The sequence below is a fragment of the Streptomyces sp. NPDC127068 genome (assembly GCF_042724695.1).
In the GTDB taxonomy this organism is placed as follows: Bacteria; Actinomycetota; Actinomycetes; order Streptomycetales; family Streptomycetaceae; genus Streptomyces.
This window is the reverse complement of record NZ_JBHXEN010000022.1, coordinates 1-15,706: the sequence shown is the minus strand read 5'-3', so window position 1 is coordinate 15,706 and position 15,706 is coordinate 1. Positions and strand designations below refer to the sequence as shown.

The 15,706-nt window shown below is 71.2% G+C and carries 14 protein-coding genes; 11 read left to right on the top strand and 3 right to left on the bottom strand.

The annotated features are described in order from the left end of the window. The first annotated feature begins 411 nt into the window (after positions 1-411). The 5 genes from ACFWIA_RS15920 to ACFWIA_RS15900 all read left to right on the top strand — a co-directional run bounded on the left by ACFWIA_RS15920 (position 412) and on the right by ACFWIA_RS15900 (position 6,229). A complete protein-coding gene (locus ACFWIA_RS15920; protein WP_387004758.1) occupies positions 412-1,623 on the top strand; it encodes an alpha/beta hydrolase in 1,212 nt (403 codons plus the stop codon). A gap of 75 nt (positions 1,624-1,698) precedes the next feature. After that, positions 1,699-2,565 (top strand): DUF4429 domain-containing protein, encoded by an 867-nt coding sequence (locus ACFWIA_RS15915; RefSeq protein ID WP_387004756.1) that lies wholly within the window; start codon positions 1,699-1,701, stop codon positions 2,563-2,565. A 103-nt stretch (positions 2,566-2,668) separates the two neighbouring features. Next, positions 2,669-4,084, top strand: coding sequence for a sensor histidine kinase (locus tag ACFWIA_RS15910; RefSeq protein ID WP_387004753.1), 1,416 nt, complete (start codon positions 2,669-2,671; stop codon positions 4,082-4,084). Beyond that, complete coding sequence (locus ACFWIA_RS15905) at positions 4,069-4,746, top strand: response regulator (protein ID WP_387004750.1); 678 nt, start codon at positions 4,069-4,071, stop codon at positions 4,744-4,746. The genes ACFWIA_RS15910 and ACFWIA_RS15905 overlap by 16 nt, the downstream gene beginning before the upstream one ends. Positions 4,747-5,011: 265 nt before the next feature. Further along, the gene (locus ACFWIA_RS15900; protein ID WP_387004748.1) at positions 5,012-6,229 is read left to right on the top strand and encodes an alpha/beta hydrolase; all 1,218 of its coding nucleotides are present in this window, start codon (positions 5,012-5,014) and stop codon (positions 6,227-6,229) included. A 189-nt stretch (positions 6,230-6,418) separates the two neighbouring features. Here ACFWIA_RS15900 and ACFWIA_RS15895 read toward each other — a convergent pair whose 3' ends face one another. Then, positions 6,419-7,429, bottom strand: a complete 1,011-nt coding sequence (locus tag ACFWIA_RS15895; protein WP_387004745.1) for an aldo/keto reductase — start codon at positions 7,427-7,429, stop codon at positions 6,419-6,421. Further along, complete coding sequence (locus ACFWIA_RS15890) at positions 7,426-7,899, bottom strand: MerR family transcriptional regulator (RefSeq protein WP_387004975.1); 474 nt, start codon at positions 7,897-7,899, stop codon at positions 7,426-7,428. The genes ACFWIA_RS15895 and ACFWIA_RS15890 overlap by 4 nt, the downstream gene beginning before the upstream one ends. 324 nt (positions 7,900-8,223) lie before the next feature. Between ACFWIA_RS15890 and ACFWIA_RS15885 the strand changes: the two genes are divergently transcribed. After that, a complete protein-coding gene (locus ACFWIA_RS15885) occupies positions 8,224-9,063 on the top strand; it encodes a serine hydrolase domain-containing protein (protein ID WP_387004743.1) in 840 nt (279 codons plus the stop codon). A 116-nt stretch (positions 9,064-9,179) separates the two neighbouring features. On the opposite strand, the gene ACFWIA_RS15880 is transcribed toward ACFWIA_RS15885, so the two are convergent. Then, complete coding sequence (locus ACFWIA_RS15880) at positions 9,180-9,890, bottom strand: pirin family protein (RefSeq protein ID WP_387004972.1); 711 nt, start codon at positions 9,888-9,890, stop codon at positions 9,180-9,182. Positions 9,891-10,606: 716 nt separating this feature from the next. Between ACFWIA_RS15880 and fasR the strand changes: the two genes are divergently transcribed. The 5 genes from fasR (at position 10,607) to fabF (ending at position 15,529) form a co-directional block, all read left to right on the top strand. Beyond that, on the top strand, positions 10,607-11,737 hold the full coding sequence (gene fasR, locus ACFWIA_RS15875) for a fatty acid biosynthesis transcriptional regulator FasR (protein WP_387004969.1): 1,131 nt from the start codon (positions 10,607-10,609) through the stop codon (positions 11,735-11,737). Positions 11,738-11,828: 91 nt separating this feature from the next. After that, a complete protein-coding gene (locus ACFWIA_RS15870) occupies positions 11,829-12,833 on the top strand; it encodes an ACP S-malonyltransferase (protein WP_387004967.1) in 1,005 nt (334 codons plus the stop codon). A gap of 31 nt (positions 12,834-12,864) precedes the next feature. Next, positions 12,865-13,866: a ketoacyl-ACP synthase III gene (locus ACFWIA_RS15865; RefSeq protein WP_387004741.1), complete on the top strand. Its 1,002-nt coding sequence runs from the start codon at positions 12,865-12,867 to the stop codon at positions 13,864-13,866. Between the two features lie 72 nt (positions 13,867-13,938). Next, positions 13,939-14,187 (top strand): acyl carrier protein, encoded by a 249-nt coding sequence (locus ACFWIA_RS15860; protein ID WP_210875806.1) that lies wholly within the window; start codon positions 13,939-13,941, stop codon positions 14,185-14,187. A 76-nt stretch (positions 14,188-14,263) separates the two neighbouring features. Continuing rightward, positions 14,264-15,529: a beta-ketoacyl-ACP synthase II gene (gene fabF / locus ACFWIA_RS15855; protein ID WP_387004738.1), complete on the top strand. Its 1,266-nt coding sequence runs from the start codon at positions 14,264-14,266 to the stop codon at positions 15,527-15,529. Positions 15,530-15,706: the final 177 nt, after the last annotated feature.

The following is a 15,706-nucleotide window of genomic DNA, read 5'->3' as shown; positions in this document are numbered from 1 at the left end:
CGGTCGCGGCGTTCGGCGACGTCACGCCCTTCACGGGCCGGCTCTGGACCGCGGGCCAGGACACCGACATCGCCCGTCAGGGCTCTCACCCGGCGCCACCTGGACGTGGCGGCTCGCGCACTGACGGCGGACCGGCACGGCACAGCCGCCGAGTAGCGCACCGCGGCACCGTGCACCGTCCTGCCCGCGGGCCCTCGACGGCGTCAACAGGTGTCCGCGTCCGACACGCGCAGGCAGGCCGCCACGCGTGTCGAGCCGCGGGATCTCCGCACGTGGGGACCCACGCCCCCGGCCAGGAAGGTGATCCACGCTCTTCACGAGACCACCCCGTACCAGCGTTCCACCCGGGGAAACGTGATCCGTGTCACGCATTGCCCAGGAGGGTGTGGGCGTCTCCTAGGGTGTCCCGCAGTGACTTCTTCCGATGCATCCCCCCAACTCGACGTCTGGCGCGCCCTGGTCGCCCTGGGTGTCGTCTTCATCATGCTGGCGACCACCGGCTGGACGGCCCACAACAGTCGACGCGACGGTGGTGCACCGCTCAAGGCCGCTCTGGCTGCCTGGGAGGACGGACACGTCCAGGGGCGGGAACTGCCCGACCCCCAGACGTCTCCGCGGCAGCTCGCCCGCTTCTTCGCCTCGCTCACCAGCGACCAACGCGACCGGTTGGCCGACCGCCACCCGCTCGTGGTCGGCAACATGAACGGCGCCCCGCTCACCCTGCGCTACCGGGCCAACCGCACCGCCCTGGACGCCGCCCGCGAAGCGGAGTCGCGTCGTGTGCGCGACGACCGCCTCTCACCCGAGGGCCAGCGCCAGGCGGCACGTCGGATGCAACGCTACGCGGCCTTCCTGCACCCCGACCGCCGCGTACTCGCCTTCGACCCGACCGGTTCCGGGCGGATCGCGGAAGTCCTCGGCGACCTCGCCCACGCGCAGCGCGTCTCGGTCATCGTCCCGGGCGTCGACACCAGCCTGGTGACCTTCGAACGGCCCGACCGGGCGCACTCGACGCCCTTGGGCATGGCCCGAGCCCTGTACGACGCCGAACGCGCCGCAGCACCCGGGACCCGTACCGCGGTGATCGCCTGGGCCGACTACACCGCCCCCGAAGGGCTCGGCGTCGAGGCCGCCACGGCGATACGGGCCAGGAGCGGTGCGATCCGACTCAACGCGATGGTGCGCGGGCTCCCCGGCAGGGCGGAGGTCGCCCTCTACTGCCACAGTTACGGTTCCGTGCTGTGCGGCGTCGCCGCGCCGGCCCTGCCCTCCCGCGTGACGGACATCGCCGTCGCCGGCAGCCCGGGAATGCGCGCCGACCGGGCGTCCCACCTCGACACCCGCGCCCGGATCTGGGCCACGCGCGATGGCGACGACTGGATCGAAGACGTGCCCCACCTCGAACTGGGCGGCATCGGACACGGCGCCGACCCCTTCTCCCGGGCCTTCGGAGCGAGGCTGTTGTCCGCGAGCGGCGCGGACGGTCATACGGGCTACTTCGAACCCGGAACCGAGAGTCTCAGCAACTTCGCGGAGATCGGCGTGGGCGCCTTCCTGGGGCTGCGCTGTGCCGATCGGGATGACAGTTGCAGAAGTGGTCTGTCCTCGGCCGCGAAGGTCTGACGCGCGTAGAAATCGGGTGAACTGCGGCTCGTCGCAGGCGGGACGGGGACGTCCGTGCCGCATACGATGACCCGCATGGGTGATGTACTGGCCGGATTTCACGCCGCTTGGGAGTTCGCGTCCGACTCCGTGCACATCCGCTTCGAACGGGGGATACGCACGCCCAAACTCTTCCAGGCACTCGTCGAGCGCCGTGTCCCCCACGAGGCGATCACCGCGGTCACGTTGACCCCGGGTAGACGCGGCACCGTCGTCCTGCACGCCGTGCCCCGCCCCGGGGCCGACCCGCTGATGGACGCGGCCGCCGGGCAATTGAAGGAGGCCTCCGACCCCTACCGACTGGTGCTCCCGGTGGAGCGAGCAACGCTCGCCGAGTACTACGCCGACGAACTGCGCCCGCTCATCGCACGCGACAGCCCCGTCCCTCCCACCGGCCGCTACCTGGTGGCCCCTCCCGCACCGCCCCTCACGTTCAAGGCGTACGACGGCAAGGCGGCCTTCGACGGAACGGCCGTCTCGTACCGCTGGTCGTGGACGGGTGCGTCCTCGACCAAGTGGAAGGCCGGCGACCAGAAGTTCGCGGTGGCCGACCTCAGTGGCGTCGAATGGCGTTCCCCCGAACTCTTCGAAGGCCACCTACGACTCCTGCGCCGCGATGAGCCCCGGCCGCCTGCGCAGGCCGACCAGGACCCCGCCGCGGTCGTGTTCGGCCTCGGGTACGGACCCGTTCACGAGTCCTTGCCGTTCGCCGCCTCGGTCCTGGCTGCCGTGCGCTCGGCGGGACCGGTGGGGTCGGTGCCCGCTCAGCACTCCCCGTCGGGCCGCAGGGACCCCGCTGACATCGCCGACCGCATCCGGCATCTCGGCGAACTGCACCAGGCCGGTCTCATCACCGACGAGGAGTTCCTCTCCAAGAAGGCCGAATTGCTCGCCGAGCTCTGACCGCGCTGCTGGTCCTCCTCCCTCTCATACCTGGGTATGAGAGGGGTTCCAGCCCCTCGGTATGACGGCACGGTCGTCCGCCCTTGCCTACGCTGAACGGGACATGAGCACCACACCCACGTCCCCCCAACCATCAGGGCACGGGCCGGGGCCCGCACCCGGGCGACGGTCCGTTGTCCTCGTCATGGACGGGCTGCGCCACGCCAGTTCCCTGCTCACCGCTCCCCCGAAACGCCCCCGAGCGCTCCTGGCGGACTCGCCCCGCGCATGGGTCCGACGGTTACCCCATCTCGTCGCGCTCGCCCTGGTGGCGATCCTGCTGCCGGTCACCGCCCACCTCCTCACCAACCACTACTCCATCGGCATCGGGCTCGCCACCCTCCTCGCGGTGGCACAGGCCGGTCCCCTCCTCCTCGCCGTGACCCGGCCCCTGCGTGCGTGGGGGATCATCGCGGTCGCGGACGTGACCGGTGCAGTGGCGGCGATCGGCTCGACCGAGTCCAGACCGGCGCCCTGGACGCCCACGATCATCATCGGCTACCTCGCCCTCTGCCTCGCGCTGTCCCAGCGGGAGGGTCGACGCACGCTCGGCGCCGTCTGGCTGGCGACCCTCGCCGCGACCGCGGTGCTCACCGCGTACAACTCCCCCGGCAGCCACAGCACGAGCGCCGTGACGATCGCCCTCAGCGGCGGGGTCCTGGTCCTCGGGACCCTGGTGAAGGAACGTCGGGAAGCACAGCGCAGACTCGCGGAGCAGGAGACCATCAACGAGGCGGAGCGTTTCCAGCGCACCCTCCTGGAGGAACGGGCCCGGATCGCCCGCGAGTTGCACGATGTGGTCGCCCACCACATGTCGGTGATCACCGTGCAGGCCGACTCCGCCGCCTACCGATTGCCGGATCTTTCCGCGGAAACGGTGCGGGAGTTCGAGTCGATCGCGGCCGGAGCACGCGAGTCCCTGGTCGAAATGCGACGGCTCCTTTCCGTCCTGCGCAGCGAGGACGCGGCAGGTGAGCGAGTTCCCCAACCCGGCCTCGACCGACTGCGGCAGCTGGCCGACGCGACCGTGCGCGCGGGCGTTCCGGTCGTGTTGTCGCTGCCTGAGATCACCCTCGTCAAGTTCCTGACGCGACTCTCGCCGGTCGTCGAGTTGTCCGCGTACCGCATCGTGCAGGAAGCGCTGGCCAACGTCGTGCGGCACGCGCCCGGGGCACGCACCGAGGTGCTCATCTCCACTGACGGTGACCATCTGACCGTCGTCGTCGTGAACCGACCCGCGCCCCGGCGAGCCGTACCGCTGGAGCTCGGCTCGACAGGGCACGGGCTCACGGGCATGGCGGAACGCGTCAGATTGGTGGGCGGCACGCTCGACGTCGGTCCCCTGCCCGACGGCGGCTTCCGCGTGGCCGCTCGTCTGCCCGTCGCCGAGCCCCGCGGCACCACTGCCTCGCCGCCGGAGCATTCGTCGGCGTCCGCCGCCAACCCCGAGGAGCCCCGCCGCACATGGCCATCCGCGTGATCATCGTCGACGACCAGGCCATGGTCAGAGCGGGGTTCGCCGCACTCCTGGCAGCGCAGAGCGATATCGACGTCGTGGGCGAGGCCCCGAACGGCAGGGACGGCGTCACCCTCAGCCGCACCGCCCACCCGGACCTCGTCCTCATGGACGTCCGCATGCCCGAGATGGACGGTCTGACGGCCACCCGCGCCCTCCTGGACCCGCCTCCCGGCGTGGTGCACCGGCCCAAAGTGCTCATGCTCACGACCTTCGACGCGGACGACTACATCTTCGAGGCACTGCGCGCCGGGGCCTCGGGCTTCCTCCTCAAGGACGCACCGCCCGCCGACCTCATCTCCGCCGTGCGGATCGTGGCCGGCGGCGACGCCCTGCTCGCCCCCTCGGTGACACGCAAGCTGATCGCCGAGTTCGCGGAGCGGAAGACCAGCTCCCGCAGGGAGCGCTCGCTCGCACTGAACGGTTTGACCCCGCGCGAGACCGAGGTGCTGGGTCTGATCGCGCGGGGGCTGTCCAACCAGGAGATCGCGGGACGTCTCGTGCTCGCCGAACAAACGGTCAAGACCCACATCGGCCGGGTGCTGGCCAAACTGAACCTGCGGGACAGGGCACAGGCCGTGGTCTTCGCCTACGAGTCCGGGCTCGTCACGCCCGGAGAGTCGTAGTCCGAAGATTCTCCGAAGAGTCGCAGTCCGGCACGTCAGCGCGGTGCGGCAGTGGGCCCAGCGGGCTCAAGTGCTGCCGCGCCGTACCGGGGTACGGCGGCCTCATACCCCGGTATGAGGCAAGGCTTGGCACCGCAGTGTGATGTGTCGTCCGTTCTCACCTTCGTACCTTTCCCCTCGTCAGGCAGTCGGACGAAGGGACAACGAGATGAGTGTGAAGTCACCTACACGGCCTGGGAGTCGGCTGGTTTCACGGGTGATACCGATGCGCTGGGGGAAGCCCGGTACGGTTCGACCGGCCCGCGCCTCGCGTCTGGCGCGGACGCTGCGTCAGCACCGCGAGTGGCGGGTCCTGGTGGCGGCCGTGCTCGTCCTCACGGCCATGGCGGGCACGGTGGGGTGGACCCTGGAGAAGGGACAGGTCCCCCTCACGGGGCCGCCTCCGGGCACCACCGCATGGCGGGCCGACCGAGTATCCGGCATGCCACTGCCCGACCCGGTCAGGGACCCGCCCTCCACAGCGACGGAGTTCTTCGCTTCGCTCAGCGAGGCCAAGGCCAGAGCGCTGGCGAGACGACACCCCGGAGTGGTGGGGAACCTCGATGGTGCGCCGGTCTCCCTGCGGTACGAGGCGAACGCCCGTGCTCTGCGGCTCGGGTACTCGGAACAGCGGGCGCGGTCCGTGGACCCGGCTGTCCCACCAGCCGACAGAGCGCGGGCGAGGGAACTCGCGGCCCGGTACTCCGCTCTGCTCACGCCCGGGCGGCAGATCCTGGCATTCGACCCGCGAGGACGCGGACAGCTGGCGGAGGTCCACGGAGACCTCGGCAGGGCCCGCCACGTCTCGGTGATCGTGCCGGGCTCCGACAACGACCTGAGCACGTTCGACCGGAGCCGCGACGCGTACAGCACGCCCTCCGGAATGGCACGGTCGCTGCACCGGGCTGCGGGCGACGACATCGCGGTGATCGCCTGGGTCGGCTACACCACCCCGACGGGTCTCGGCCCGGACGCGGCCACCGCACGGCTCGCGGCAGCGGGAGCGCCGCGGCTGAACCGCTTCGTGACCGCGCTCCCCACCGTGGACGGCGCCCCGAGACCCGTCGTCTTCTGCCACAGCTACGGCTCGGTGGTCTGTGGGCTGGCCGCTTCGGGGCTGGCCGCCTCGGAGTTGGTCGTGTTGGGTTCGCCCGGGCTGCGGGCCAGTAGCGTCGCCGACTTGCGGACCCGCGCTCGGGTCTGGGCCGCGAGGGACGACAGCGACTGGATCAGGAAGGTGCCGAACGTCGAGTTCCTCGGGCTCGGCCACGGCAGGGATCCGGTTGACCCCGCCTTCGGAGCACTGCGCGTTCCCACCGGGCAGGTGAAGGGGCACACGGGCTACTTCGCTCCGCACACGGAGTCCCTGCGGGCGTTCGCCGAGATCGCCACGGGAAGCGGCACGGTCGCCGGGCACCCTCCGGCAGACGGCGAGGCACGGTGATCAGAGCTTCTGGTAGGGCGGAAGGCCTTCCGATGACCGGACGCGGAGTGGGTAGATTCGGCAGAGGAGCGCCGACGGGGCCGTTCGCAGCAGGGACGTGGCCCTCGCCCCGGGGTGGGGCTGATGTCCGACCGAGCCGAGCCCGGAAGCAGCGCGACCCTCCAGCGGCCGAGACCGAGGCGCGAACCGTTACGCGCGGTTCGCCGAGGTGAAGGACATATCGGCGTAGCGGTCGCCCGAGACCCGGGCGGCGATGGGCTCCAGGAGGGACAGTTCCTCAGCGGTGAGCGTGACACCGGTCGCGGCGGTGTTCTCCTCGACCCGGTGGCGGGAGCGGGTGCCGGGAATGGGGATCACGGACAGGCCGTGCACATCGGCCCGCTGGTGGACCCAGGCGAGGGCGATCTGTGCGGGTGTGACGTCATGGACCTCGGCGACAGCGCGAATCGGGTCCAGGAGGCCGGCGTTGGCGGTGGCGTTGCTCCCGGTGAAGCGAGGTTGCAGACGGCGGAAGTCCTGAGCGCTGAGGTCGCTGTCGGCGTTCACGAAGGAACCCGTGAGGAAACCGCGGCCCAGGGGCGAGTAGGGCACGAGGGCGACACCGAGGTCCGCGGCGGTGGGGACGACGCCCTGTTCGATGTCCCTGCTGAACAGGGACCACTCGGACTGTAGGGCGGCTATCGGGTGGACGGCGTGGGCCGCCCTGAGTTCCGAGCCGGTGACCTCACTGAGCCCGAGGTGTTTGACCTTGCCGGCCTGGACGAGTTCGGCCATGGCGCCGACCGACTCCTCGATCGGGACGGCCGGGTCGCGGCGGTGCATGTAGTAGAGGTCGATGGAGTCGGTGCCGAGACGCTGGAGGCTCGCGTCGACGGCGGCACGAATGTAGGAGGGGTCGTTGTTGACGCGCCGCCCGGTCGGATCGTCGGGGTTGATCGACAGGGCGAACTTCGTGGCGACGAGGATGTCGTCGCGGTGGGCCTTGAGGAAGGGGGCGAGGAAGCGTTCGTTGTCCCCGTCGCCGTAGACGTCCGCGGTGTCGTAGAAGGTGACGCCGAGTTCCAGGGCGCGTTCCAGGGTCGCCCGGGCTTCCTGGGCGTCGGTGGGCCCGTAGGCGAAGCTCATGCCCATGCAGCCGAGCCCTTGGGCGCCGACCACGGGGCCGTGGGTGCCGAGACGGGTGGTGGTCAGGGGAGTCATCGGGAGGGGGTCCCTTCGGAGACGGAGGAGGTGGGGGAAGCGGAAGAAGCGGAGGCGTAGTAGTCGATCTTGTGATTGAGGACGGCGAGGGTGCCGTGGAGTTCGGCGATGCGGGCCAGGACCTCACGGCGGGTTGCTTCCAAGAGCAGTCGACGCTCGGGGAAGGTCTCGTCTCCGCCGCGGACGAGTTCGGAGAAGCGGACCATGTCGGCGACCGGCATGCCGGTGAGGCGGAGCTTGCCGACCAGGTCGAGCCAGTCCAGATCCTGGTTGCGGTAGCGACGTTGGCCGGCGTGGGAGCGGTCGATGTGCGGCATCAGGCCGATCCGCTCGTACCAGCGCAGGGTGTGGGCGGAGAGGCCCGTGAAGGCGGCGACCTCGCTGATGGTGTAGAGGTCCTGCCCGTCGGGGCGGGGGTGCGGGGCGGGATCAGCGGTACAGGAACGTCCCGCATCCGTGGTCGGGGCGATCGAATCCGTCGCGCCGTTCAGGTCGGCCGGGTCCGTCACCGCGGCGCCTGCCGGGCCGGCACCCGCCGAACGGACGGGGGCCGTGCCGTCCAGGGAGCCGGAAGAGCCGGAGGAACCGTCCGAGCCGATCCACCCGGGAGTGGGGGCGAGAGAGGTCTGGGTCACCGTGTCCGTCACCGTCATGCCCTCAACGCTAGGACCTTGGAGTGCACTCCAAGCAAGCACCGGACGGAACGGGAGGCGTGCGGGAGCCCGTGAGGGGCGGGAGGAGGGCAGGCGAGGGCAGCCGAGAGGGGTGGCCCACAGGGTGGATAGGCTCGACGGATGCAGAGCCTTGGGTTGATGGAAGGGTGGCCGGTGCCGGCTGCCGCGGGAGCCGTGGTGCGGTCGAACGGCGAGTTGGCGGGGACCTTCGGCGCCACCGGTCACCGGTTCGCGCTGGCCTCGGTGACCAAGCCGTTGACGGCGTACGCGGTCCTCGTGGCGTACGAGGAAGGTGCGGTGGAGCTGGACGAGCCCGCGGGGCCGGCCGGCGCCACGGTGCGGCACCTGCTCGCTCACACCAGTGGGCTGGCGTTCGACGAGCACAAGGTGGTGGCGGAGCCCGGGGTAAGGCGGCTCTACTCGAACGCAGGCTTCGAGGTGCTGGCCGATCACGTGGCGAAGGCAGCCGAGATGCCGTTCGGGGAGTATCTGAGGCAGGCGGTACTGGAGCCGTTGGGGATGGTGGGCACCACGTTGGGGGGTGACGGCTCGGCAGCGAAGGACGGGGTGTCGACGGTCGACGACCTGGTGCGGTTCGCGGCGGAGGTGCAGGCGCCCAGGTTGCTCGATCCGCGAACGGTGGCGGAGGCGATGACCGTGCAGTACCCGGGGACGAAGGGGGTGCTGCCGGGGTACGGGCACCAGAACCCGAACGACTGGGGGCTCGGGTTCGAGGTCCGGGACGCCAAGTCACCGCATTGGACGGGTAGTGCGTCGTCACCGCGGACGTTCGGGCACTTCGGGCAGGCGGGTACGTTCCTGTGGGTGGACCCGGATGCGCGATGGGCGGACGGCCGGGGCACCGGGGCGGCCTGCGTCGCGCTCACGGACCGGGCGTTCGGACCGTGGGCCGTGGAGGTGTGGCCCGAGCTGACCGATGCGGTGCTCGCCGAACTCTGATCGCACCGCAACGGCCCCTTCCGGGTGCGCACCCACCACGGGAGTGACGGACCGGGGACCGGGGTCAGGGGGCGGCGGAGAGTCAGGGGCAGGAAGCGGTCAGGGACGGGAAGCGGTCAGGGACGGGTCATCTCCCAGACGAGGGCGTCAGCGGGGGTGACCGCCCTGAGTTCCCAACCCTCGGGCTCGGTGAGCCGGGCCGCGTCACCGGGTCCGAGGAGTTCGCCGGACGCCGGGACGCCGGGACGGTCGGCGGACGCGGTTCCCTCGGCAACGGAAGACGACAGCCGGAGTTCACCGCGGACCACGTGGATGTACACGTACGCGGCGTCGGGAACCACCGCGCGCTCGGCCGCAGCGAGGCGACGCACATGGAGCGTGGCGGCAGCCTCGGGAACGGCGTACGGGGTGGAGTCGGCGATGCCACGGACGATCTCGTAGCGGGGTTCGCCGGCCGGGGCGACGGGGGCGAGCCACATCTGGACGAAGACCAGCGGGTCCGTACCGTCGTTGCGTTCGACGTGCCGAACGCCGCTCGCGGAGCTGAGGTGCTGGACGTCGCCGGCGCGGACGAGGGAGGCGTGGCCCTGCGAGTCGCTGTGGGTCAGTTCGCCCTCGACGACCCAGGTGATGATCTCGGTGTGGCTGTGGGGGTGCTCGTCGAAGCCGGCACCGGGGGCGAGTCGTTCCTCGTTGCAGGCGATGACCGACCCGAAGCGGAGGTTGTCGGGGTCGTAGTGGGGCCCGAAGGAGAACGCGTGCCGGGACTCGATGCCCGCCGCGGGGTCGCCTCCGGGGTAGCGCTCAGCGGCGCGGCGCACGTTGATCACACCCCACACGGTAGTCGCCCCGGTCGGGGCGACGGTGCCGGGGTGGGGCCCTTCGTTCGGTCGGCGGGCTCGCGGCGGGCCTGAAGGCACTGCCCGAACGGCCGGGGCGGCCCGACGCATGGACGGGTGTGGGCAGCGGACCGGCGCGCACCCCGGGGTCGTGCCTGACCACGTCCCCGGGCCCTGTCACGACGGGGCACCGGAAGGCCGGGCCCGCGCCACGACGTGCACGCCACGGTCAGCCCAGCCACCCGGCCGCCCCGCCGCCTGTCAGGTGTGCCGTCCGGTCGGCCGGTCGGCCGGCTGCTCGGTCGGCTGCTCGGTCGGCTGCTCGGCCCCGGCGATACGTTCGGCCGTCCTGATAAGGCAGTCTTGTCCCCGTGTCCGAACCCGAAGTCGGTAAGACCGACCCCGCAGCCCCCGGCGCATCGCGCGATTCCGTCTCCGGTTCGCCGCGCGGGGCGAGCCGGAGTGGACCACGCACACCGGAGTCCGGCGCGTCCGACCCCACCCACGGCAGCCCCACCCACGGCGGGCTTGCCCACGCCGCCCCGGGCAACGGTGTCCCGGGGAACCTCGGACCCGACGAGGACCCCGACTGGCCCGACGCCGCCGAGCACCCCGCCCGCCGCGGACCCACCGAGGACAGTTCCTCGGCCGGCCGCCCGCGGGGCCGCACCCGGGCCCACCCCCATGCGGGCACCCTCCGGCGTCTGGAGCAGTCCTCCGGCAGCCTCGCCGCGCAGGCCATCGCGCGGATGGACGAGACGCTGTCCTGGTACCGGGCGATGCCCCCGGAGAACCGTTCCTGGATCGGCCTCGTCGCCCAGGCCGGCATCGCGGCGTTCACGGAGTGGTTCCGCCACCCCGACGCACCGCAGGCGATCTCGACGGACGTGTTCGGCACGGCCCCGCGCGAACTCACGCGGGCGATCACCCTGCGCCAGACCGTGGAGATGGTGCGGACGACGATCGAGGTGATGGAGTCCGCGATCGACGAGGTCGCGGCGCCGGGCGACGAGTCGGTGCTGCGCGAGGCGCTGCTCGTCTACGCGCGGGAGATCGCCTTCGCGACGGCACAGGTCTACGCGCAGGCGGCGGAGGCCCGGGGCGCGTGGGACGCCCGGCTGGAGTCGCTGGTGGTGAACGCGGTGCTGTCGGGCGAGGCCGACGAGGGCGCGGTGAGTCGGGCCGCGGCGCTGGGCTGGAACGCCCCGGACCATGTGTGCGTGGTGTTGGGGACGGCACCGGACGGGGACAGCGAGCTGACGGTGGAGGCCATCCGTCGGGCGGCGCGCCACGCGAAGCTCCAGGTGCTGACGGGGGTGCTCGGGGACCGGCTGGTGGTGATCGCCGGCGGTAGCGACAACCCTTTGCAGGTGGCGAAGTCGCTGATCGGACCCTTCGCGGCGGGTCCCGTGGTGGCGGGGCCGATCGTGCCGGACCTGCTGGCGGCCACCCGTTCCGCCCAGGCGGCGGCGGCGGGGCTGAAGGCGTGCGGGGCGTGGCAGGACGCGCCGCGTCCGGTGCTGGCCGACGACCTCCTCCCGGAGCGCGCCATCGCGTCGGACCCGTCAGCGCGTGATCAGCTGGTGGAGGAGATCTACAGACCGTTGGAGGAGGCCGGCTCGGCGTTGCTCGAAACGCTGAGTGTCTATCTGGAACAGGCGAGCAGTCTGGAGGGTGCGGCGCGGATGCTGTTCGTGCACCCGAACACCGTGCGCTACCGGCTCCGACGTGTGACTGACGTCACCGGTTGGTCACCCTCTGACGTGCGGTCGGCGTTCACTCTGCGGATCGCCCTGATCCTCGGACGGCTCGCCGATGGGGATGTCCCGACTTAGCCGGTCTTGTAGGGGGCCTACAATTCCCCCCTCGGTTCTTCGTCCCTGTCCCCACGGGCGGGTTCCACCCTCCACAAGAGAGAGTGTGAGTGTGCTCGTACTCGTCGCTCCCGGCCAAGGCGCGCAGACGCCCGGCTTCCTGACCCCCTGGCTCGACCTGCCCGGTGCCACCGATCGGGTGGCCGCCTGGTCGAAGGCCATCGATCTCGACCTGCTGCACTACGGTACGCAGGCCGACGCGGACGCGATCCGTGACACGGCGGTCGCGCAGCCGCTGCTGGTGGCTACCGGAATCCTGTCGGCGGCGGCCCTCGCGGGCCCTGACGCCTTGGTGTCGCTCCCCAACGGTGACGGCTTCGCCACGGGCTCCGACACTCCGGTCCCGGCGGCCCTCGCGGGGGTGACGGCGGACGTCGTCGCCGGTCACAGCGTCGGCGAGATCACCGCCGCCGTGTTCGCAGGAGTACTGGACCCGGTGGCCGCGCTGCGGTTGGTGCGGGTCCGCGGGCTGGCGATGGCGGAAGCCGCCGCGGTGACGGACACCGGGATGGCGGCGCTGCTCGGCGGTGACCCGGAGATCGTGGTGCCGCACCTGGAGCGGCTGGGGCTGACCCCGGCGAACGTGAACGGGGCCGGTCAGATCGTTGCGGCCGGCACTGCCGAGGAACTCACCGCGCTGGCTCAGGACAAGCCGGAGGGGGTGCGCCGCGTGGTGCCGCTGAAGGTGGCGGGCGCGTTCCACACCCGGCACATGGCCCCGGCGGTGGACGCCCTGGGTGAGGCCGCCCGGGAGCTGGCGCCCGCGGACCCCGCGGTGGCGTACGTGTCCAACCGGGACGGCCGGGTGGTGGAGTCGGGTGCCGAGGTGCTGGACCGGCTGGTCGGTCAGGTCGCGAATCCGGTGCGCTGGGACCTGTGCATGGAGACGTTCAAGGAGCGCGGCGTGACCGCGCTGGTGGAGGTGTGCCCCGGTGGGACACTGACGGGACTCGCGAAGCGGGCCCTGCCGGGTGTGCCGACGCTGGCGCTGAAGACCCCCGACGATCTCGACGCCGCTCGTGCGCTGATCGCCGAGCACGCCGGGCAGACGGCCTGAGCCCGAGCCTGAGAAGGAGAGTCCGGAGAGCATGGCGAAGATCAAGACCGGTAGGGGTGCCGCGTACGCGCGCATCCTCGGGGTCGGCGGCTACCGTCCGACGCGGATCGTGCCGAACGAAGTGATCCTGGAGACGATCGACTCGTCCGACGAGTGGATCCGTTCGCGGTCCGGGATCGCCACCCGGCACTGGGCGAACGACCAGGAGACCGTGTCGGCGATGTCCCTGGAGGCTTCGGGGAAGGCGATCGCGGACGCGGGGATCACTCCGGGGCAGATCGGCGCGGTCGTGGTGTCGACGGTGTCGCACTTCAAGCAGACGCCGGCGGTGGCCACGGAGATCGCGGACCGGCTCGGTACGCACGAGGCCGCGGCGTTCGACATCTCGGCGGGTTGCGCGGGCTTCGGCTACGGGCTGACGCTGGCCCGCGGCATGGTCGTCGACGGCAGCGCCGAGTACGTCCTGGTGATCGGCGTGGAACGGCTGAGCGATCTGACGGACCTGTCGGACCGGGCGACGGCGTTCCTGTTCGGTGACGGGGCCGGCGCGGTGGTCGTGGGCCCGTCGAAGGAACCGGCGATCGGCCCGACCGTGTGGGGCTCCGAGGGCGACAAGTCGGAGACCATCAAGCAGACGGTGCCGTGGACGGACTACCGTGACGGCACGGTCGAGAAGTTTCCCGCGATCACGCAGGAGGGCCAAGCGGTGTTCCGCTGGGCCGTGTTCGAGATGGCGAAGGTGGCCCAGCAGGCGCTGGACGCCGCCGGGATCACCGCGGACGACCTGGACGTCTTCATTCCGCACCAGGCCAACATGCGGATCATCGATTCGATGGTGAAGACCCTCAAACTGCCGGAGCACGTGACGGTCGCCCGCGATGTGGAGACCACCGGCAACACATCGGCAGCCTCGATTCCGCTCGCGATGGAGCGGCTCCTGGCGACCGGTGAGGCGAAGAGCGGTGACACCGCGCTCGTCATCGGATTCGGGGCGGGTCTCGTGTACGCCGCCACGGTCGTTACTCTCCCCTAGGCATCCGTGCCGGATCTTCGGGTCCGTCCGGAAGCTGACCCACCTCTGTTAGTGACAAGAAGGAGCGCCAACATGGCCGCCACTCAGGAAGAGATCGTCGCTGGTCTCGCCGAGATCGTGAACGAGATCGCCGGCATCCCCACCGAGGACGTCCAGCTGGACAAGTCCTTCACCGACGACCTCGACGTCGACTCGCTGTCCATGGTCGAGGTCGTCGTCGCCGCTGAGGAGCGGTTCGACGTGAAGATCCCCGACGAGGACGTCAAGAACCTCAAGACGGTCGGTGACGCGACCGAGTACATCCTGAAGCACCAGGGCTGATCGCAGGCCCGGTATGCCTGCCGCCACCCGGCGGTGGCGCCGCTGAATCCCTCGTAACCGTGGAGAAAGAATTCCTGTGAGCTCGACCAATCGCACCGTGGTCGTCACCGGTATCGGCGCAACCACACCGCTGGGTGGCGACGTGGCCTCGACCTGGGACGGCCTGGTGAACGGCCGTTCCGGTGTCCGGCTGCTCGAAGAGGAGTGGGCGACGGACCTGCCGGTCCGCATCGCCGCTCGGGTGGCCGTGGAGCCCGGTGAGGTGCTTCCCCGCCCCCAGGCCCGCAAGCTGGACCGTTCGGCGCAGTTCGCGCTGGTCGCGGCCCAGGAGGCGTGGCGGGACGCCGGCTTCACCGCGCGGGCCGGTGAGGACGCCTCGGTGGACCCGGACCGGCTGGGCGCGGTGATCGCGTCGGGCATCGGCGGGGTGACGACCCTTCTCGACCAGTACGACGTACTGAAGGAGAAGGGCGTGCGTCGGGTGTCTCCGCACACGGTGCCGATGCTGATGCCGAACTCCCCCTCGGCGAACGTGGGAATCGAAATGGGCGCCCGGGCCGGGGTGCACACTCCGGTGTCGGCGTGTGCTTCGGGCGCGGAGGCCATCGGCTACGCCATCGAGATGATCCGTACGGGTCGTGCGGACGTCGTGGTGGCGGGCGGCACGGAGGCGGCGATCCATCCGCTGCCGATCGTGGCGTTCGGCAACATGATGGCGATGTCGAAGAACAACGACGACCCGGCGGGGGCCTCGCGCCCCTACGACGAGGCCCGCAACGGCTTCGTGATGGGCGAGGGCGCGGGCGTGATCGTCCTGGAGTCGGCGGAGCACGCGAAGGCCCGGGGTGCCCGGATCTACGCGGAGGCCATCGGTCAGGGCATCTCGGCGGACGCGCACCACATCACCCAGCCGGAGCCCTCGGGCAAGGGCATCGCGCAGGCGCTGCACAACCTGATGGACGCGACGGACCTGAAGCCGGCGGAGATCGTGCACGTGAACGCGCACGCGACGTCGACGCCGCAGGGTGACGTGGCGGAGGTGAAGGCGTTGCGCAAGGTGTACGGCGACGACGTCGACCACATGGCGATCTCGGCGACGAAGTCGATGACGGGCCATCTGCTGGGCGGCGCGGGCGGTGTGGAGACGGTGGCGTCGATCCTGGCGCTGTACCACCGGATCGCCCCGCCGACGATCAACCTCGACAACCTGGACCCCGAGGTGGACGCGGACGTGGTCCGTGGTGAGGCGCGGGCGCTGCCCGCGGGCACGATCGCCGCGCTGAACGACTCGTTCGGCTTCGGCGGACACAACGTGGTCCTCGCGTTCCGCTCGGCCCAGTAGTCCGGCAGCCCGGTAGTCCAGCCGGTAGTCCAGCGGTTCGGCCGGGGCGTCTGCGGGGTTTCCCGGAGGCGTCCCGCCCGTGACCGTGTGAGGGCCCCCACCCCTGGGGGGGGGGGCGCCCACCGGGCCCGGGGGCGAACACCAAGTGGGGGGCCGCGGCCGGGGGGCCCCCCACCG

Excerpts from the sequence above, each read along its gene's own strand:
- ACFWIA_RS15915 (WP_387004756.1), top strand. The coding sequence starts at position 1,699 with ATGGGTGATGTACTGGCCGGATTTCACGCCGCTTGGGAGTTCGCGTCC.
- ACFWIA_RS15910 (WP_387004753.1), top strand. The coding sequence starts at position 2,669 with ATGAGCACCACACCCACGTCCCCCCAACCATCAGGGCACGGGCCGGGG.
- ACFWIA_RS15905 (WP_387004750.1), top strand. The coding sequence starts at position 4,069 with ATGGCCATCCGCGTGATCATCGTCGACGACCAGGCCATGGTCAGAGCG.
- ACFWIA_RS15900 (WP_387004748.1), top strand. The coding sequence starts at position 5,012 with ATGCGCTGGGGGAAGCCCGGTACGGTTCGACCGGCCCGCGCCTCGCGT.
- ACFWIA_RS15895 (WP_387004745.1), bottom strand. The coding sequence starts at position 7,429 with ATGACTCCCCTGACCACCACCCGTCTCGGCACCCACGGCCCCGTGGTC.
- ACFWIA_RS15885 (WP_387004743.1), top strand. The coding sequence starts at position 8,224 with ATGCAGAGCCTTGGGTTGATGGAAGGGTGGCCGGTGCCGGCTGCCGCG.
- ACFWIA_RS15865 (WP_387004741.1), top strand. The coding sequence starts at position 12,865 with ATGGCGAAGATCAAGACCGGTAGGGGTGCCGCGTACGCGCGCATCCTC.
- ACFWIA_RS15860 (WP_210875806.1), top strand. The coding sequence starts at position 13,939 with ATGGCCGCCACTCAGGAAGAGATCGTCGCTGGTCTCGCCGAGATCGTG.